This window comes from Sulfurovum sp., assembly GCA_020525365.1.
In the GTDB taxonomy this organism is placed as follows: domain Bacteria; phylum Campylobacterota; class Campylobacteria; order Campylobacterales; family Sulfurovaceae; genus Sulfurovum.
In genome coordinates, this window is sequence record JAIZOF010000001.1 from 347,594 (window position 1) to 365,662 (window position 18,069).

The 18,069-nt window shown below is 38.4% G+C and carries 18 protein-coding genes and 1 tRNA gene; 8 read left to right on the forward strand and 11 right to left on the reverse strand.

Annotation, left to right across the window (positions count from 1 at the left end; all coding sequences use genetic code 11):
- The first annotated feature begins 2 nt into the window (after positions 1-2).
- The 5 genes from LGB01_01810 to LGB01_01830 all read left to right on the forward strand — a co-directional run bounded on the left by LGB01_01810 (position 3) and on the right by LGB01_01830 (position 3,108).
- Complete coding sequence (locus LGB01_01810) at positions 3-554, forward strand: NAD(P)H-dependent oxidoreductase (protein MCB4752951.1); 552 nt, start codon at positions 3-5, stop codon at positions 552-554.
- 119 nt (positions 555-673) lie between these two features.
- Positions 674-1,252: a glycine betaine ABC transporter substrate-binding protein gene (locus tag LGB01_01815; GenBank protein ID MCB4752952.1), complete on the forward strand. Its 579-nt coding sequence runs from the start codon at positions 674-676 to the stop codon at positions 1,250-1,252.
- Positions 1,249-2,241, forward strand: coding sequence for a YbhB/YbcL family Raf kinase inhibitor-like protein (locus LGB01_01820; protein MCB4752953.1), 993 nt, complete (start codon positions 1,249-1,251; stop codon positions 2,239-2,241). Before LGB01_01815 ends, LGB01_01820 begins: the two co-directional genes overlap by 4 nt.
- 14 nt (positions 2,242-2,255) lie before the next feature.
- Positions 2,256-2,498: a hypothetical protein gene (locus LGB01_01825; GenBank protein MCB4752954.1), complete on the forward strand. Its 243-nt coding sequence runs from the start codon at positions 2,256-2,258 to the stop codon at positions 2,496-2,498.
- Positions 2,446-3,108 carry a hypothetical protein gene (locus tag LGB01_01830; GenBank protein ID MCB4752955.1) on the forward strand — a complete coding sequence of 221 codons (663 nt, stop codon included), beginning with the start codon at positions 2,446-2,448 and terminating at the stop codon, positions 3,106-3,108. Before LGB01_01825 ends, LGB01_01830 begins: the two co-directional genes overlap by 53 nt.
- A 226-nt stretch (positions 3,109-3,334) precedes the next feature.
- Here the strand turns inward: LGB01_01830 and LGB01_01835 are convergent, their stop codons facing one another.
- From LGB01_01835 to LGB01_01850, 4 genes are all read right to left on the reverse strand, one after another.
- On the reverse strand, positions 3,335-4,300 hold the full coding sequence (locus tag LGB01_01835) for an iron-sulfur cluster assembly scaffold protein (GenBank protein MCB4752956.1): 966 nt from the start codon (positions 4,298-4,300) through the stop codon (positions 3,335-3,337).
- Between the two features lie 62 nt (positions 4,301-4,362).
- Positions 4,363-5,565: a NifS family cysteine desulfurase gene (locus tag LGB01_01840; GenBank protein ID MCB4752957.1), complete on the reverse strand. Its 1,203-nt coding sequence runs from the start codon at positions 5,563-5,565 to the stop codon at positions 4,363-4,365.
- Positions 5,566-5,708: 143 nt separating this feature from the next.
- On the reverse strand, positions 5,709-6,287 hold the full coding sequence (gene folE / locus LGB01_01845) for a GTP cyclohydrolase I FolE (protein ID MCB4752958.1): 579 nt from the start codon (positions 6,285-6,287) through the stop codon (positions 5,709-5,711).
- A 242-nt stretch (positions 6,288-6,529) separates the two neighbouring features.
- A tRNA-Pro gene (locus tag LGB01_01850) sits at positions 6,530-6,607 on the reverse strand.
- A gap of 119 nt (positions 6,608-6,726) precedes the next feature.
- Here LGB01_01850 and LGB01_01855 point away from each other — a divergent pair.
- Genes LGB01_01855 through eptA form a run of 3 tightly spaced genes read left to right on the forward strand, consistent with a single transcriptional unit; the run spans position 6,727 to position 10,437 of the window.
- Positions 6,727-8,319: a phosphoethanolamine--lipid A transferase gene (locus LGB01_01855; protein ID MCB4752959.1), complete on the forward strand. Its 1,593-nt coding sequence runs from the start codon at positions 6,727-6,729 to the stop codon at positions 8,317-8,319.
- On the forward strand, positions 8,316-8,894 hold the full coding sequence (locus LGB01_01860; GenBank protein ID MCB4752960.1) for a tyrosine-protein phosphatase: 579 nt from the start codon (positions 8,316-8,318) through the stop codon (positions 8,892-8,894). Before LGB01_01855 ends, LGB01_01860 begins: the two co-directional genes overlap by 4 nt.
- Positions 8,872-10,437: a phosphoethanolamine--lipid A transferase EptA gene (gene eptA / locus LGB01_01865; GenBank protein ID MCB4752961.1), complete on the forward strand. Its 1,566-nt coding sequence runs from the start codon at positions 8,872-8,874 to the stop codon at positions 10,435-10,437. The genes LGB01_01860 and eptA overlap by 23 nt, the downstream gene beginning before the upstream one ends.
- A gap of 1 nt (position 10,438) precedes the next feature.
- Here eptA and tkt read toward each other — a convergent pair whose 3' ends face one another.
- The 7 genes from tkt to LGB01_01900 form a co-directional block, all read right to left on the reverse strand.
- Entirely contained in the window at positions 10,439-12,424 is a 1,986-nt protein-coding gene (gene tkt / locus LGB01_01870; GenBank protein ID MCB4752962.1) for a transketolase, read from the reverse strand.
- A gap of 1 nt (position 12,425) precedes the next feature.
- Complete coding sequence (locus LGB01_01875) at positions 12,426-13,286, reverse strand: polyprenyl synthetase family protein (GenBank protein MCB4752963.1); 861 nt, start codon at positions 13,284-13,286, stop codon at positions 12,426-12,428.
- 291 nt (positions 13,287-13,577) lie between these two features.
- Positions 13,578-14,108, reverse strand: a complete 531-nt coding sequence (locus LGB01_01880) for a shikimate kinase (GenBank protein MCB4752964.1) — start codon at positions 14,106-14,108, stop codon at positions 13,578-13,580.
- A gap of 22 nt (positions 14,109-14,130) precedes the next feature.
- Positions 14,131-14,370 (reverse strand): hypothetical protein, encoded by a 240-nt coding sequence (locus LGB01_01885; GenBank protein ID MCB4752965.1) that lies wholly within the window; start codon positions 14,368-14,370, stop codon positions 14,131-14,133.
- A gap of 103 nt (positions 14,371-14,473) precedes the next feature.
- Positions 14,474-15,799, reverse strand: a complete 1,326-nt coding sequence (locus LGB01_01890; protein ID MCB4752966.1) for an MATE family efflux transporter — start codon at positions 15,797-15,799, stop codon at positions 14,474-14,476.
- A 67-nt stretch (positions 15,800-15,866) separates the two neighbouring features.
- Entirely contained in the window at positions 15,867-16,412 is a 546-nt protein-coding gene (locus LGB01_01895; protein ID MCB4752967.1) for a phosphoribosylglycinamide formyltransferase, read from the reverse strand.
- A gap of 55 nt (positions 16,413-16,467) precedes the next feature.
- A complete protein-coding gene (locus LGB01_01900) occupies positions 16,468-17,880 on the reverse strand; it encodes an NAD(P)H-hydrate dehydratase (protein MCB4752968.1) in 1,413 nt (470 codons plus the stop codon).
- Positions 17,881-18,069: the final 189 nt, after the last annotated feature.

Consider the following 18,069-nt stretch of genomic DNA (forward strand, 5'->3'; position numbering starts at 1 on the left):
AAATGAATATACTCGTAGTAACAGGTGGATACTCCATCTTTGATGCAAAAGGACAACTCAACGGATTTTTAGCACATTTAACAGAGAAAAATTTAAGTGCCAAAGGGCATAAGGTTAAATTTTCGGATACCACCAGAGAGAATTATAATGTCAACCGAGAGGTGGACAAACTGCTTTGGGCAGATACCGTTATATATATTACACCAATCATGTGGTTCAATATGCCAGCCCCTATGGTGGAGTGGTTGGACAAAGTACTCTTGTATGAAAAGACCTTTGTTATTACCGAAGAATATGGAGAGGGTGGGCTGATACCGGCAGAGAACTTTATGATAGTAGCCACATCCAATATGAAAAACTCGGATCTGGGCAAAGGATATGTTATGAAAGATACCCTCCATATAGATGGGGTACTGCAACCGCTTATCATGACAAATAATTATCTGAGTATCCGTAACCAGATATCAACCTTTCATGCAGGTGATGTGATAGCTGGCGACACCTCATGGATAGAGGGTGCCTACATAAAGCATCTAGATGAGCATTTTAAGTAGACATATAGAACTTGTAAATAGCACTTAAATAGATTTATGTATTGAAATGATGTAGCACACTACCAAGTGTTACTGAAAGGAAAAATGTAGATAAAGTCATTCATACTACAGAACTTGGTATGCATTATGAGCCATATGCCTTATGGGGAGTTCCCGAATATGTATCAGACAAACTGGTATCTGTTGAAGATCTGTGCAAACCTGAAATACTGGACAAGATGGTAATGATGATTCAAGGTATTGGTTTGGGTGCAGGCATTACCCGTTTTTCTATGGAAATGATGAAGCAGTATGGACTGGAAAATGCCGGATACCGTTTTTATAGAGGAACACAAGAAGAGTGCATTGCAGTCTTTGAGGGTGCCGTTAAAGAAAAGAAATGGGTTGTTGTGCCACTTTGGCATCCGCAATTTCTTCATGATATCTACAAAATACGGGAACTAAAAGACCCAAAAGGTTTACTTGGAGGAAGAGATCGTGCAGTGTTATTAGCCAATACAGAACATCTTCATGCTCTTTTTTCCAAAGAAGAGATTGTGGTGCTGGATAACATTAAAATGACCAATGCCATTATCTCACATTTGGATTATCAAATCAACAGAGATGATAAAACACCATATCAGGCAGCAAAAGAGTGGTTTGATAACACAGCAGAGTGCCAGCAATGGTTTAAACAATTTCAAGGAGAATCAAAATGACGAATACAACAAAAATAATAACGACACTATGTGCTTTAAGCGTACTTTCTTTGGCAGAGGTATTGCCTCTACCAAAAGTAGACACTCTAAAGAGTGTTACAAAAGAAGATAAGGTACTTATAGATGTGGCTAGAACCTACGCTGCATTTTGGGATACCGGAGAAGAAAAATATGCTAAAAAAGCTTTAGCCAAAGACTTTATAGACCTAAATCTGCCAAAAGGCAGAAAACAAGGCATACAAGGACCTCTGGATGCATCTAAATGGTTTCGATCTGTAGTGCCTGACCTTAAAGCAGAAATCAAGGAACTCATTGTCGGAGGAGATACGGTTGTCTCACGCCTTAACTTTACAGGTCACTTCAAAGGAAAGTTTCACAACACACAAGGAAAGGGACAGCTTATTGATTTTGATGCTGTAGATATATATACTATAAAAAATGGGAAAATTAAGACCAATTGGCACCTAGAAGACATACAAACACTTTTGTCTCAACTTAATAACCCCCATGTAAACAAAAATTTTAAACTTAGCAGTACAACGATTAAGGACGGCGGCAAGGTTGACCCCCAACACTATTGGAATCAATTTGGATGTTCAGGTGACAATACCCGTCCGGAACTACGCTGGGAGGGTGTACCAAAAGATGCCAAATCTTTGGCTATTACATTTTATGACAAGGATGCGCCTACGGGGAGTGGTTTTTGGCATTGGATAGCCTATGACATTCCTGTAAATACCACAAAGCTAGACAGCGCAAGCCTTCCTGAAGGTACTAAAGAGGGGAAAACAGATATGGACAAAGCGGGATTTTTTGCGCCATGTCCACCTCCTGGACGCATACATACATACACTTTTACCCTGCATGCTATGGATGTAGATAAGCTTGATGTACCCAAGGGTGTATCTGGAGCAGTGACACGATTTTACATAGAAAATCATACAATAGACAAGGCCACACTCAGTGCAACAGCAGGGCCGAGGAAATAGGCAGGAGATAGTGCATGAAAAGATTATTATGTAGTTTAAGTATCGTGTTGTTTTTTCCTGTAATACAATATGCCAAGCCAGTAGAGATGGAAATATATGCTAAAGTAGATCAGGCTGTTGGCAATATTGCCTATACATACAAAGGAGAATTGGTCTACAGTAACCATCCCTTCTATGCACCAAAAATTCGCGTCATGCACTATGATGCGAAGACAAAAAACAACACCTTATCCAAATCTTGCATGGAATACACCTAGAAAATCTGATGACCTTTGGTTTGACTCAGTACTTGGTATTCGAAATGATAGCAAGGGAGTGATCTGGATACTGGATATGGGACAAAGAGAGGGATTGACACCTAAAATAGTGGGTTGGAACACACATACTGATTCACTTGAACAAATATACTATATTCCTAAACCGGCAAGTGTTGAGACTTCACAGCTTAATGATTTTCTCATTGATGAGATGCATGGTGTATTTATTATTGCTGATGAGGATATTGGTTGTGGTCAATCAAGGTTTGGATGCTGGCAATGTTATGTTGTACGTGATAATGACAAAAGTTTAGATGGCTTAATGAAGAGTGGTTATGAAAATATTGAACTTTATAAAAAATATAGAGAGCAATATTGGAATTTTACACAGTTAGGTTGGGAAAACACTAGAGATGTATATTCGCATAGAACACAACAACGAGAATATTTTGATGCAAAATACAATCGTGATGGTATGACTAAACCAAAAGGTGTAATGTTAAAAGCAAGAAAGCATTTTTTTGTTGAGTTATTAAAACTAAATGCAAAACTAGATTATGATATTATTTATGCTAACGAGATTCATTTAATTCAAGAACGTTGGTTGTAAGAAGGAGACCTAGAGTTAAATACATTTAAGGAAGCTAGCAAATTTGGTATTAAAATTCCAATAGAATTAAAACATGAAATATATATAAGAAGAAAAATGGCAAAAGATTTCTATCTTCATCTGTTTTTCCTTCTGTGTTCAATATTTTATCTAATTGACACAGAATTATTTACAGTCCCCTTAAGAGGGAATTATGGACGAGAAAATTTTCTCTTATGGGATTAGCTTAGATAGGCAGTACTCTAATGCTTGAGTCAAGCTTCTCTTTGAGGATGTTCTCGATAGCAAAGAGTGTTCCAGTAGAAGCACTAGCGCAACCATTACAGGCACCAAGATAGCGGATATAAATATCAATATGCTCTTCATTATCTTTAATGTCGAGAATCTCCATATCTCCACCATCCATAATAAGCATTTGGCGGATATTTTCATCAATAACCTTGTCAACGGCTTTAATTTTTTGAACAATGGTCATAGATTTGAAATTGCCCGATCCATTGCTAAGTGTTGCGGCATTTGCTATTTTCTCTTTTTCATACTCTTCAAGTAGGTCAACAAGGTAGATATCTTTCTCTTCGTGACCACCTGGCTTGATACATGATTTACAGAAAGCACCCGCTTTGGTATAGTCGGTAATCTGCTCTACTGTGGTTAAGTCATTTAGTCGGATTACTTCTCGCAAAGTAGAGAGGCTAACACGTGCACATTCGCAGACAATAATCTCTTCTTCAAAAGAGTCAATGTCAACACCCTTATACTGTGCTGCTGCTTTTTTGATAACATCGTATGCCATGACTGAGCAATGCATTTTTTGTGGTGGAACAGCTGGGACATTAGGTTCATCGCGCATTGCTTTCTCGACATCAATATTGGTAATTTTGATTGCCTCATCAACAGTTTTGCCTCTACAAAGTTCTGCCATTGTGTCTGAAGAGGCGATCGCAGTACCACAACCGAAGCTTTTGAACTTTGATTCTTTGATAACATCAGTTTTGGTATCTACTGCCCAGTAGAGCCGTACCGCATCTCCACAACTTTCTGCACCAAAATCAGCAACAATCAGTTTTGCACCCATTGCTTCAGCTTCTTTTTCAGTAATCTCTCCCATATTCTTAGGGTTATTCATTAGCTCTGTAACTTTATTGCTATACTCATCCCAGATGGTACCGCCAACTAGATTGTCTATTCCCATTTTCTATCCTTTTTTCATATACTTTTTATTCTACTCATTGTGCTTCTTGCCGTGAAATAAGATTAGTGGTGTGCATTCAGTCCACTCTCATGCCCTTGGGGTGCATAAGCATAGGAGCTAGAGATACCCCTGAGTCGCTCTACAGCCTTTTTAACTATTTTAAGTGTATAGTCCAATTCTTCTTGTGTTGTGTAGCGACTTAGTGAGAATCGGATGGCAGTATGTGCTAGGTCTTCTGCTGCACCGATAGCCTCCATAACTGAGTTAGCTTCAAGATCTTCACTCGCACAGGCACTTCCTGTACTTGCTGCAATACCAGCACGATTAAGGTCCCATAACATTGCTTCACCTTCAATTCCTCTAAAAGAGATCAATGTGGTATTGGGGGTACGTTTATTTCTTGGTGTTACCACAAAGGTATCAGAAATCTCAAGTAGTGCATTTTCGAACTCATCTCGCATCTCTTTAACCTCACTCATCTCAAAATCAAGTGCATCGATTGCTTGTTCCATGGCCTTTCCCATACCAATAATGCCAGCAACATTAAGTGTACCGGAGCGGTAGCCACCCATTTGGGAACCTCCATGAAAATATGGTGTAAGCTCTTTGCCTTTTTTGATATAGAGTGCACCAACCCCTTTTGGTCCATGGAACTTATGTGCCGAAAAAGTGAGGTAGTCAACATTCATTTTTTGTACATCTACTGATACTTTTCCAATTGCCTGAACAGCATCGGTATGAAATGGTACCCCAAGTTCTGCACAGATATCTCCTATCTCGCAGACGGGGAAAATGGCACCAGTTTCATTGTTTGCCCACATCATGGACACCAATGCAGTTTTGTCAGTAATTACCTCCCTGAGTTTCTCTGGTTCCACAAGACCCTCATGGTTGATTGGAAGATAGGTGACCTTGCAGCCCATACTTTCTATCCACTTGGCAGTAGCAATGACAGAAGGATGTTCTACCTCAGAAATAATAATATGGTTCTTTTTTCCCGTAAGTATCTGCTCAAAGTAGATACTTTTAAGTACCCAATTGTTGCTCTCTGTCGCACAAGAGGTGATAACGACACTGTCTTCTTTAGAGGCATGAATACCAGCATAAATCTTCTCCATTGCCATTTTAATTGCAGGGTGTGTTTCACTGGCAAAAGAGTGTAATGAATTAGGGTTTCCATATTTCTGCACAAAGTAGGGTTCCATCTCTGCAAAGACGTGTGGATCGACAATGGTTGTAGCATTGTTGTCTAGATAAACTCGCATAAAATTCCTTTGAGAACGATTCTCATTTTAACTGAGACTAATTTAGTCCGAATTGATTTTCTGCATCATACGCTATTTTGCTTAAATTGAGATAAAAAAACGTTTCAAAGGAAGAAAAAAGTCTTCTTGCAAGTGCCACCTTCTTAAAAATTTGAAGGTGTTGGTGTATTGATAAGGTTATAGAACTCATTGCGTGTACGTTCATCTTTTTTGAAGAGTCCTCGAAGTGCAGAAGAGACAGTTGTAGAGTTAATTTTCTGTACACCACGCATCTCCATACACATATGGCGTGCATGGAGTACAACTGCTACTCCTTTAGGCTTAATGGTTTCTACAATAGCATCAGCAATCTGTTCGGTCATCTGCTCCTGTATCTGTAGTCGCCTTGCGTAAACATTGACGATACGTGGTATTTTACTTAAACCCACAACCTTGCCATTGGGAATGTATGCTACATGTGCCCGTCCAATGATGGGTAGCATATGGTGCTCGCACATTGAATAAAATTCAATATCACGCACTAACACCATCTCGTTGTTGCTGGTAGAGAAGAGTGCTTGGTTGAGGATCTCTTTTGGATCTTGATGGTACCCTTCTGTTAAAAATTTTAATGCTTTAGCAACACGATTTGGGGTCTTAAGTAGACCTTCACGCTCAGGATCTTCCCCTAGCAACTTCAATACTTTGGTGATTGCTTCTTCAAACTCTTGGTCTTGACTCATTCTGTACCTTTAAAATAAAAAGTTTTTTCACAAGAAAGCATACCAAAACTATCTGCTATTCGCTATTAATTATTTACTGTGTGTAACTTGATGATAGGTCAAAAGTTTGATAATATGTTTAAATTAGAAACTGTTTTCTAGGTTTTTTTATTAGTGTATATAATTGATTATGACCACCTATTGATAATCATGCATATAAAATTATATTTAACAATCAATCACACTTGATCAACTAGTTTCAATGGTCGGAGTGACAGGACTTGAACCTGCGACCTCTACCACCCCAAGGTAGCGCGCTAGCCAGACTGCGCCACACCCCGATACTTTTAAGAGAGTGTGATTATAGAGTATCAAAACTTAAGCCTCCTTTGCCTGTATGATTCATTCGTGTCCCTCATTTCTTTTTGATATAATGATGCGATTATAAGCCAAAGGATTCATGTTGCGCTCTTCTATTACGCAAACAAAGCTAATTTTATACGCATCACTCTTTTTTGTCCTTTTTGATAATTATGAGTTTTTTCATCAAGTAATAACCATTTACCAACCTACAGGTACCAACATAATCTATATAATTTCTACTGCTGTTGTACTTTTTGCTCTTTTAAATCTCTTCTTTCATATTGTAAGCGCCAAGTATGTTACCAAGCCTTTGATGATTGTCTTGTTATTGATTTCATCAGTTACTGGTTACTTTATGAATACATATCATATTGTGATTGATGAAGAGATGATTAGAAATGCATTGCAGACAAATGTCTCTGAGGCTTCTGACCTATGGAGTTTTTGGCTTTTTTTATATCTATTTTTTCTTGGCATAATACCTTCTGTTTGGGTCTATCGCGTTAAGATACATTACCGCTCTTGGAAAGCAGAAATAGTCTCAAAACTCAAAATGAGTATTCTATTTTTAGTACTTATTGTAGTGACCGTGACAGGATTTGGAAAGTTTTATACCTCTTTTTTTCGAGAACATAAAATTTTACGTTTCTATACAAACCCTCCATTCTGGATGGATTGTCTGCGTATCTACTTTACACAAACCTACTTTACGCAAACTCCTACATTAAAGTTGATGGGAAAAGATGCAACAATAGATGACCAAAACCTCTCCCGAAAACTAGTGATTGTAGTTGTAGGAGAAGCGGCAAGGGCAGACCACTTTAGTATCAATGGATACCAAAGACCAACAACACCACTTTTGGAAAATGAGCATATCATTAACTATCCATATATGTATTCATGCGCAACTTCAACTGCACAGTCTGTGCCTTGTATGTTTTCTTATTTTACGCATAGTGAGTATGATTATACAAAAGCATACTATACAGAAAATATATTAGATATTTTGAACCATACTAAGAAGGTAGCCATTTTATGGAGAGACAACAACTCAAATTCTAAAGGTGTCGCATTACGTGTTCGGTATGAAAATTTTAGAATACCCAAAAATAATCCTAAATGTGATGGAGAGTGTCGAGATGTAGGCATGTTGAGTGGACTTCAAGCATATATTGAGGCAAACAAAGACAAACATATTCTTATTGTACTACACCAAATGGGGAACCATGGTCCAGCATATTACAAACGGTCACCCCAAAGGAGCAAGAAGTTTATGCCCGAGTGTATGACCAATCAGCTTGAACAGTGTGAACGTCAAGGAATTATCAATGCCTATGATAATGCGTTGCATTATACGGATATATTTTTAAGTCAGACGATTGCTCTTGCCAAAAAGTACCCAGATAAAGAGGTTGCAGTTATCTATATGAGTGATCATGGTGAGAGCCTTGGAGAAAGTGGTATCTACTTACATGGACTGCCTTATTTTATTGCGCCCGATGCACAAAAGCATATTGGTGCTTTTATTTGGTTAAACCATACTTTACGTAAGAAATTAGCACACATAAAAGATCCACAACAGACACGCTCGCATGATTATCTCTTTCATACATTACTGGGGCTTTTTGATGTTCGTACATCTGTGTATGATGTTTCGCTCGACCTACTCCATAAAGGAAAAGAGAAATGAGGCAAAATATACGCTATATACTGAAATACATAATAACACCACTGTTTTCGCTGATACTTTTATGGTTTTCTTACCTATATATTTATGGAAATATACATCAAGTAAATCGAGACCTTTACCGGTCTGCACAATTGTATCAATTTAATATGCCCTATTATTTTACAAAATATCATATTCGCACGGTTATTAATCTAAGAGGTTCAGCACCACAAAAGCAATGGTATCAAAATGAGATACGTTTTTGTAAAGAACACAATATTACACATATTGATTTTGGTATTAGTGATAGAAAAGTGGTTGATATCTCTACGATGCATCATCTTGTTTCCTTAATGCAGAAGGCTAAAAAACCGTTGCTTGTGCATTGCAAAGCAGGTGCAGACCGTACATCCTTGGCTTCTGCTCTGTATCGTTATGCCATAGAACATGATATTGGTGCATATAAACAGATTTCATTCAAGTATGGACACTTCCCATATCTTGGGTCTCCAACAGTTGCAATGGATAAAAGTTTTAACATCTATATCCAGCACTTTCCACTAAAGGAAACTGATGTCTCTTCTAAAATACGTTAAAAATCCCATTTCCCCTTTTGTGTATATTGTGGCTTCTGTCATCTCTACCGTTTTACTCTATCATTACCCTCTTTTTATTTTTGTGAGTCAGCATATTGCTCTCAATCTGAATGGAATACTTATATTGTTAAGTGTTTTGGTTGCTCTTTTGAGTGTAGAGTTGTTTCTTTTCTTACTCTTTGGAGCCATACTTGGAAAGTGGTTTCGATATTTTAATGCATTGCAGTTTATAACAAATGCTATTGCATTTTACTTTATTGTCACATATCATACTATTCTAGATCGCACCATGATGGGAAATGTTTTTAATACCAACTTTCAAGAGAGTAGTAGCTATTTTGGTATTAGCCCATTAGTCTATCTTGTTGTTTTGGGTATTGTTCCAGCATGGATCGCACTTAAGGTTTCTGTTTCTAAGCCCTATTTGAGAGTACGCTTGACTGCTTCAGCATTGGCAAGTTTGAGTGTGGGTATTGTTTTTTTATATTTGAATTCATCAGCATGGTTATGGTTTGATAAATATGCTAAATATATTGGTGGCCTTACACTTCCTTGGTCCTATAGTATCAATGCAATACGCCATAAACTTAAAGAGGCAAAAAAGAATAAAGAGTATCTCAAACTTTCAGATGCTATTATTACAACAGACTCCTCTATGATTGTTGTCCTTGTTATTGGAGAGTCAGCACGTGCGCAGAACTTTTCACTTTATGGGTATCATCGTAAAACTAATCCAAAATTAGAAAAAGTGAATAATTTAATCGTTGTTCCAAATACCTATGCAGCAGCCACATACACAACTGCATCAGTCAGTGCAATGCTCTCTGTTTCAGGTAGTACTTTTGACAGTTATGAGCCTTTGCCAAATTATCTTCAGCGTAATGGGATTCATGTTGTATGGCGTTCTACCAATTGGGGCGAACCAACCTTGAAAGTTGCAAAGGTAGAGCGAAGATCTGATTTGAAGCAATGGTGTCATTCAAATGAGTGCGATTATGATGGCATATTGCTTGCAGGAATTGAGGATGAGATTAGACAAATTTCATCTAAGAAGATCTTTATTGTGTTGCATACATCTGGGAGCCATGGACCAACATACTATCAAAAATATCCAAAACAGTTTACACGCTTTACTCCTGAGTGCAAAAGTGTTAATCTCCAAGAGTGTAGCCAAAATTCGTTGATAAATGCTTACGATAATACCATTTTCTATACTGACCATTTTTTAACAACATTGATTGGTAAATTAAAAAAGATAGGCAAGCCCACACTAATGCTCTACTTGTCTGACCATGGAGAGAGTCTCGGTGAATACCATTTTTATTTACATGGCACACCCTACGCTATTGCACCCGAGTTTCAAAAGAAGATACCATTTCTTGTTTATGAATCCCCATCTTTTTTAGTGCAAAAAAAACTTCAGACTCCCTATCTGAAGAAGCGAGAACGTTATGGTGATGAGATAATCTTCCATACGGTTCTTGGTGCATTCGATCTTAATACTAGTATCTATGATCCAAAATTAGATATTTTACAACCTTAATTTAACACTTTTGAAGATCGATAGTGCGATACTCTGTACCCATTAAGTCGCAAGCATGTTTGGTAATATTTTGGACACTAAATCCAAATTTTTCAAAGAGTTTTCCTGCTGGTGCAGAAGCACCAAAACTTTCCATACCAAGCACATCATCTGCATAGCGGTAATATTCTGTTGCTGTTGCTGCTTCAACTGCCATCACTTTGGTTTTAGGATCAATGACTGTTGTTTTGTAGTTACTATCTTGTTCATTGAAAAGGTCAAGACATGGTATAGAGACAACATTGGTTTTGATACCAAGTGCTTCTAGGTGACATGCTGCTTGTAGGCACGGCATTAGTTCTGAGCCACTTGCCATCAGTGTGAGTGTTGCCCCTTCACGTTTTTTAACAATATAGCCACCACGGGATGGTTTGCCAAAATCTCTTTTTGGTTTGAGGGTTTTGAGCTTCTGGCGGCTGAGCACAAAAGCACTTGGTGCATTCATTTGAAGTGCTGTTTTCCATGCTTCAATATTCTCCGTTGCATCTGCAGGTCTCCACACATAGAAGTTTGGAAGCATTCTGAATTGAGAAAGATGTTCGATTGGCTCATGAGTTGGACCATCCTCTCCTACGCCAATACTGTCATGTGTCCAGACAAAAAATCGCTTAATGCCCGTCAGTGCTGCAATTCTTGCTGAAGGCTTGAGATAATCAGAAAAGACAAAAAAAGTTGCATCAAATGGAATAGTTGTACCATAAAGTCCAATAGCATTAGTGATTGCTGCCATTGCATGTTCACGGATACCAAAATGTAAATTTTTCCCTTTGGGAAAATTACCCATATTTTTAAGTTCAGTCTTGTTGCTTGGAGCAAGGTCTGCGGAACCACCAAGGAATCCCGGTATTGCTTTGGCAATAGCATTAAGAATCATACCATTAGAGTCACGAGTTGCTACCTCAGCCATATTGGAAAAGTCAGGATATTCAATCGTGCAGAAGTCTGGGTTAAGTAATTTGTCTAGTGCTACATTTTGTTCAACAAGTGGTGCCTCTTTCTGTCTATGTATCCACTCTTTTTCAGCCAATTCACCTTGTTCTATAGTGCATCTAAATCGCAATAGTACATCTTCTGGGACTTGAAATGTCTTATCGGGGTCAAATCCTTCCTTTTGTTTAGAGGCACGAATAATCTCTTCACCTAATGGTGCCCCATGTGTATGGTGTGTTCCTTCCAGCTCTCCTGCCCCTTTTCCAATGATGGTATTGGCAATAATAATAGTCGGCTTATCTGCTTTTTTAGCTGTGATAAGTGCCTTATTAATTTGATCATAGCAATGCCCATTTATTTTGAGTACGTTCCAATTTTGTGCCTCAAAACGTTTAGCAACATCTTCGCTCCATGCGATGTTGGTGTTGCCTTCAATAGTGATTTCATTGGAATCATATATGAGAATAAGGTCTTTGAGTTTCAGGTGTCCTGCCAAAGCACATGCTTCATAGCTTATCCCTTCTTGCAAATCACCATCACCACAAAGACAGTAAACTTTATGATCAATTAGTTCACAGGTTTCTGAGTTTACTTGTATTTTGGTGAAGGCTTCTGCTATTGCAAAACCAACAGCATTGGCAACCCCCTGTCCAAGTGGTCCAGTTGTAATTTCTATACCTGATGTATGCCCATATTCAGGATGTCCCGGTGTTTTAGAGTCAAGTTGACGAAAATTTTTAAGATCATCAAGAGAGAGGTCATAACCCCATAAATGTAACAAAGAATAGATGAGTCCTGTCCCATGTCCACCAGAGAAGACTAGGCGATCGCGGTTGAGCCACTTAGGATTTTTGGGGTTGTGATTAAGGTGCTCGCTTAAAATCACTGCAATATCAGCAAGTCCCATTGGTGCACCAGGGTGTCCAGAGTTTGCCTTTTGTACCATATCTGCTGCTAAAAAACGGATGGTATTTGCCATTTTTTTACGCATCTGATTCTCTTCTGTCATTACTTTCATACTATTGTATCCTTTGTTGGTGTCTATATAGATATTGTTCCAATAGGAGGCTTAGTGCCTCTTGTAGCTGTGGATCAAATGACTCAAGTTGTCTTTGTAAATCTTTTGCCAATGTATCTGCCTCTGTTATGGTTTTCTCTAGTCCTAAAAGATTGACAAAGTTATTTTTATCACAGTCATTACCTGTTGTTTTTCCTGCTTGGGTTTCACTCTGAGTCTTATCTATGATATCATCTTGTATCTGAAAAAGCAGTCCCAAATCAATACCAAAATTATATAATATTTGCTGTGTATCTGTATGGAGATGTGCAATAACCGCCCCCATTTGAAGACTTGCTGCAATCAGCTTGGCTGTCTTGTTGCGATGTAGTGTTTTTACTTCCTCAATATTTAGGGGTTTGTTTTCAAAATAACAATCAATCGCTTGTCCTAATACCATTCCCTGAGATCCCCCATTACATGCTAGTAGCTCAACTAGTTTAATTTTTATATCTTCACGAAGTGGGGCTTTGGCAATATACAAAAAAGCATCAGAGTTAAGTGCATCACCTACAAGAATTGCCGTTGCTTCATCAAAGCGTTTGTGTAAAGTTTGATGACCACGACGTAAGCTAGCATTGTCCATTGCTGGGAGATCATCATGAATGAGTGAATAGGTATGAAACATCTCTATTGCTAGTGCAACTGGTAGTGCAGAGTTGTAAAGCATAGGTTCGTAAGTATCAACGATCTTTAGTAGCAACATAGGACGAAAACGTTTCCCTCCTGCTTGAAGCATTGCACCTAGTGCCTCTTTATAGACTGAATGAAAACTGTTTATTTTAGGCAGGTTTTGGGATAAATAGGCTTCAAATCTCTGCATTTGGGCTCGCTCTATGAGTAGTTACGAAATTATATCGAATTACGATAAAATAAGTACATGGAACGAAAAGTGCAATACACGATGATAAAATGGTTTAGATATATTGTAGCCATATCTATTGTAAGTATATGGATTTATGTGATGTCTATATTCACTAAATATACTGCCCCCTTTTCAGAAATAGCTCCTTACTGTATGGGAAGTACTATGCTAATTTTTGGTATGCTTATAGGGATATTCAAAGGGCTAGAATATTGGGAGAAGCAGATAAGATAGTGTTAAGTTGCAAGTCTATATAGCTACCTCCTGCTCAACTTTACATTTTTTAGCAATATATTTTAATTGTTCCTCTAGATCATACTTTTCCACATCTACGATTATATCTGCTACTTTTCTGTATGCCTTTTCACGTTCTTTGTAGAGTGCCTTTGCTTTTTTTTCATCAGAAAATAGTGGACGTTTGATAAGTTTTTGTTTACTATTTTTTGCTGTTTTGAGACGATTGTATATCCATTCAAAAGAGGCATCGAGCAATACAACTGTCCCCAGTTTTTTTAAGTTATTTACCTTGTAAAATCCTCCACCACAGGAGATGAATGTTCCTTTTACATGCTGTTCAATCCAATTGGCAGTTAGTTGCTCACATTGACGAAAATATGTCTCACCTTTTTTAGCAAAAATCTTTTTAACCTCTTTACTCTCCTTGGACTCTATAAGGTCATCTGTGTCAATATTGTAAACCCCATATTTTTTAGCAAAAGCACGTGCTGTTGTTCCTTTGCCAACCCCCATAAATCCAATTAGTATAATATTTTTTTTCATTAATACTTATCCCATCTCATCATTAAACCATATTGTATCGGTCAATGATCTTCTTTAGACGTTTTCTTAGATTCTTTAATGCTGCTTCTGCATTCTCTCCTTCTGCCACAAGAGACTCAAATTCGTCAAACTGTATTTTTGCAACCCAGCCTATCTTTGTATGGAGCTTGATACCAACAAAACGCACCTCACCAAAATGTTCTTTTGCCATTCTATGGATACGCGCTATTCTCTGCTCAAGTGTTTTTACTTCTTTTCCCATATCTACTTCCTTCTAATTTGGTGTAATTATAGCACAGCAATAATACAGAATATATTGATGATTGGTATTGGTTTTGGATTAGGTCAATACTGAAGAGGAGTGTTTATACCTTGAGTTTTTGCCATTTTCCTTGTGAAAATACAACCCAAAGCCATATGGCTTTAACAAAAGTATCAAAAATCATTGCAAAATAGACAAACAGAATATAGTGAAAGTAAAAAGAGAGTATAAAAGCTGGGATGATTCGTGCAAACCATAAAGAGATAAGATTAATTTTGAGTGTGCGTTTTGTATCACCTGCGCCACGGAGTGCACCAGAAAGTACAAAATTGAATGCAAGTGGTATCTGAGAAAATCCAACAATGCGCAAATAGAGACTCGCCTCTTCAATGGTTTTGGTATCATCAGTAAAAATCCAGACAATCTCTTCTGGTACAAAGATCATAAAAAATGAGAGAAAAAACATTAACCCTGTTGCATATTTGAGTACCAGTAGCACATCTTCTCTAGCACGCTTCGGGTCCTTAGATCCTAATCCTTGCCCCATCAGTGCCATTGCTGCAATGGTGAATCCAATGCCTGGCATAAAAGCAATTCCTTCTACCCGTAAACCTATTTGGTACCCCGCCATTGCTTCGGTACCGTATTGTGCAATAATGGCTGTAAAGAGCATGAAGCTACCAAAAGTTAAAGCACGTTCAAAAGAAGCAGGTATTCCTACTTTCAGTGCACGTCTAAGTAGATTGTTTGAGTAATGCCAGACCGGGATGTAGGGGGTTTTGCTTTTTAAGTAGAGCCAGAGATAAATCAGTACCTCTATGGCGTTGACAATCACTGTGCCTACTGCGGCCCCCATGACTCCTAATTCTGGAAAGCCAAATTTTCCAAAGATTAGTAGGTAATTGAGTAATACATTGAGCCCAATGGAAAGGAGTTTTACCTTCATTGGGGTCTTGGTGTCACCTGCAGCATTAAGTGCAGAGACGAAAACAAGTTTTACAAAAATAAATGACATCATCCATGTGAGTGTTTGTACATAGTTTTCTCCCAATATGATTACTTCGGAGACTGTGCCAAACCAAATATAGATTTTTGATGCAAAGAAATACCAAATCATCATAGTGGGTAAACTTAAAAAGAAAGCAAAGCGAAGTAGTGTGGAGAGTCCAATAGAGGCACGCTTAATTTGTGCAGCTCCTATAAATCGTGAAAGTAGTGCTGAAGTACCCACATGCAGTACAGTTAGTACGGCAAATATGAACATTAAAGATTGGAGTCCAAGTCCTACTGCTGCTACAGCAAACGCAGAGATTCGCCCGACCATCACAAGATCTGTGACCACTTGCAGCATATCAAGTAGAGAGTTTACCGCAGCAGGCAAAGAGATGCGTAAAATTTTTTGGTGTTTGTGGGGGAAAAATCTTAACATGGTAACACTACTATCTGAAAGAGCATATTGGTAGTAGTTTCATTGTTTTTGTCACTACAATATTGCATCAAAGTACCTTTCTAATTGCTTCAATGAGTATCTCTTTTTCGATTAGTTTTATTGCGGTATTGTATGTGACAAAATCAAGCCCTTTTTTACTGATTCTCTTTTGTACAATGGTTTTGCCACTGTCAAGCTTGGAAGTAACCCAATGTACCGATACCCCACCTTCAGGGTATGTATCATCATAGCTCTTTTTGATAGCATTAAGCCCCTTGTGTCGTGGCAACAGAGAAGGATGAAGATTGATTGCTCGTATCTGTTTGGTAAATAGTGGGGTCAGAATGCGCATAAATCCGGCCAGCACCGTCAGATCAGGTGTATATTTTTTTAGCCACTTTACTACTTCAGTATCAAAAGCTTCACGGGTTTCAAATATTCTTGAATTCACAACCTTAAGAGGAATATTTGCCTCTTTGGCAATAGAGATTCCCTCTGCTTCAGGGTTATTTGTTAATGCAACAACCACCTCTACCTCTTTACCATGTAGGGTTTTTACTATATGAGCAAAATTAGTTCCCTTGCCACTAAAAAGGACTGCGAGTTTTTTCATCTATTTTACAATATATACAGTTTTTCTATTCATGTATGCGATACCTTTGGAAGAATTATATCATACTCTCAAGCATAGAAAGGTTCTCAATTAGGTCTGTTGGCAACATTGCATAGGAAGCACCGTCATATTTCTCTGCAGCTAGTGTCAATGCGAGTGACCCCTGAATGGTAGCTTCCAAACTGGTGTACCCCTGTGCCAGAAGCGAGACAATAAGCCCAGACAGGACATCGCCACTTCCCCCTTTGCTCAGCTTGTTGTTTCCTAGTGGATTGACATAGAGCTTATTCTTTTGCACCATAAGCATATTGGCACCTTTAAGTAGCAGGGTGACATGTGGAAATTTTTTATTAAAACGCCGTACCATATCAAAACGTGTTGACTGTATCTGTGCAACACTTAGAGACTCTCCTGTCAGCTTTTCCCATAGTATAGTAAACTCCTTGGGGTGCGGGGTAATGACTACCTCTCTCTCCTTTTGTGAAAGAATGCCAAGTAGTGCTTCAGAGTAAAAAGCATCGGCATCTAAAACAATAGGAAGACGGGAGTCAATGATATGTTTTTGAAGGAATTCTGCCTCAAAATAGTCACCCAGCCCCATTCCTATTGCTAGTGCAGTAGTATTTTTGGGTACTATATTTTCATGCATTAAAAAAGGTGGCGGAGAGATACTTTTACACGTTACCAACGTAGTCAATCCGACCCCAAAACAGCTTGCTGCCATTGCTGCGATGATCCCCGCTCCCTCCTTCTTGCCACAAAATACTGCTGCATGACCAAAACTACCTTTGTGGGTACTTTTTTGTTTGCGGGAAGGGAGTTTTAGATCGTCACGCTCCAGTACGAAAGTATCGCTGTGAAGTTCATACATTTGACGACTTACGCCCAGATTGGTACAGATGATCTCTCCTGTCACCTCTTTGGTCTCATCAAGATAGAGACTCTCTTTGAGTGCCCCCATCGTCACTGTGACATCTGCTTTGAACGCGAACGGCATCAGCCGACCATCACTCCCTACACCAGTAGGCACATCACAGGAAAGTTTAAAACCTGTTAGTGTATTGAGTTGATGTAGTAATATTTGTGTTGCTTCATCAAGCTCCCTGTTGAGTCCTGCTCCAAAAAGTGCATCGACAATAATATCAGCCTCATGTATTTTATCGCATAGCGTGATACCAAGCTTCAAAGTCCTCTTAAGCTGTAGCTTTGCTATGGGTGAACTTGTACCAAAGGGGACATACAGTGAGACGGTATAATCACTATAAAGTTGACGTGCCAGCACTACTCCGTCACCACCATTGTTCCCCGATCCACAGACAATTAGAATGGTACTTCCTTTGGGAAAGTATTCTCTGATATATGTAGCCATACCCTGTGCAGCATGTTCCATGAGGATGTCTTCGTTCAAATCATATTTGGTATAACAGCGTTTGTCCATTTTATGACAGGATTTGAAAAGTTTTTGCATCATGCTTCTCTTTGTTGGTATGCAGAATGAGGGAATCCGTAATTTATTTGATAGTGTAACATAGGTTTGATTATCTTCCTCTCTTGGTCTATTTGTGAGCTACTTTGAGTCAATAGGTATTGTTATATGTTTTAACTAAATAGTAAAAAATGACAATATGACATATTTTTTTATTATGTATAAAAAAAT

What these genes read in the sequence shown, in the direction of transcription:
- LGB01_01840 (MCB4752957.1), bottom strand. Translation starts at nt 5,565, where the DNA reads ATGCGAGTTTATCTAGACAACAATGCTACAACCATTGTCGATCCACAC.
- LGB01_01830 (MCB4752955.1), top strand. Translation starts at nt 2,446, where the DNA reads ATGCGAAGACAAAAAACAACACCTTATCCAAATCTTGCATGGAATACA.
- LGB01_01900 (MCB4752968.1), bottom strand. Translation starts at nt 17,880, where the DNA reads ATGCAAAAACTTTTCAAATCCTGTCATAAAATGGACAAACGCTGTTAT.
- LGB01_01890 (MCB4752966.1), bottom strand. Translation starts at nt 15,799, where the DNA reads ATGTTAAGATTTTTCCCCCACAAACACCAAAAAATTTTACGCATCTCT.
- LGB01_01885 (MCB4752965.1), bottom strand. Translation starts at nt 14,370, where the DNA reads ATGGGAAAAGAAGTAAAAACACTTGAGCAGAGAATAGCGCGTATCCAT.
- LGB01_01825 (MCB4752954.1), top strand. Translation starts at nt 2,256, where the DNA reads ATGAAAAGATTATTATGTAGTTTAAGTATCGTGTTGTTTTTTCCTGTA.
- LGB01_01860 (MCB4752960.1), top strand. Translation starts at nt 8,316, where the DNA reads ATGAGGCAAAATATACGCTATATACTGAAATACATAATAACACCACTG.
- LGB01_01855 (MCB4752959.1), top strand. Translation starts at nt 6,727, where the DNA reads ATGTTGCGCTCTTCTATTACGCAAACAAAGCTAATTTTATACGCATCA.
- LGB01_01880 (MCB4752964.1), bottom strand. Translation starts at nt 14,108, where the DNA reads ATGAAAAAAAATATTATACTAATTGGATTTATGGGGGTTGGCAAAGGA.
- LGB01_01875 (MCB4752963.1), bottom strand. Translation starts at nt 13,286, where the DNA reads ATGCAGAGATTTGAAGCCTATTTATCCCAAAACCTGCCTAAAATAAAC.
- eptA (MCB4752961.1), top strand. Translation starts at nt 8,872, where the DNA reads ATGTCTCTTCTAAAATACGTTAAAAATCCCATTTCCCCTTTTGTGTAT.
- LGB01_01835 (MCB4752956.1), bottom strand. Translation starts at nt 4,300, where the DNA reads ATGGGAATAGACAATCTAGTTGGCGGTACCATCTGGGATGAGTATAGC.
- LGB01_01815 (MCB4752952.1), top strand. Translation starts at nt 674, where the DNA reads ATGCATTATGAGCCATATGCCTTATGGGGAGTTCCCGAATATGTATCA.
- LGB01_01895 (MCB4752967.1), bottom strand. Translation starts at nt 16,412, where the DNA reads ATGAAAAAACTCGCAGTCCTTTTTAGTGGCAAGGGAACTAATTTTGCT.
- LGB01_01820 (MCB4752953.1), top strand. Translation starts at nt 1,249, where the DNA reads ATGACGAATACAACAAAAATAATAACGACACTATGTGCTTTAAGCGTA.
- tkt (MCB4752962.1), bottom strand. Translation starts at nt 12,424, where the DNA reads ATGAAAGTAATGACAGAAGAGAATCAGATGCGTAAAAAAATGGCAAAT.
- LGB01_01810 (MCB4752951.1), top strand. Translation starts at nt 3, where the DNA reads ATGAATATACTCGTAGTAACAGGTGGATACTCCATCTTTGATGCAAAA.
- folE (MCB4752958.1), bottom strand. Translation starts at nt 6,287, where the DNA reads ATGAGTCAAGACCAAGAGTTTGAAGAAGCAATCACCAAAGTATTGAAG.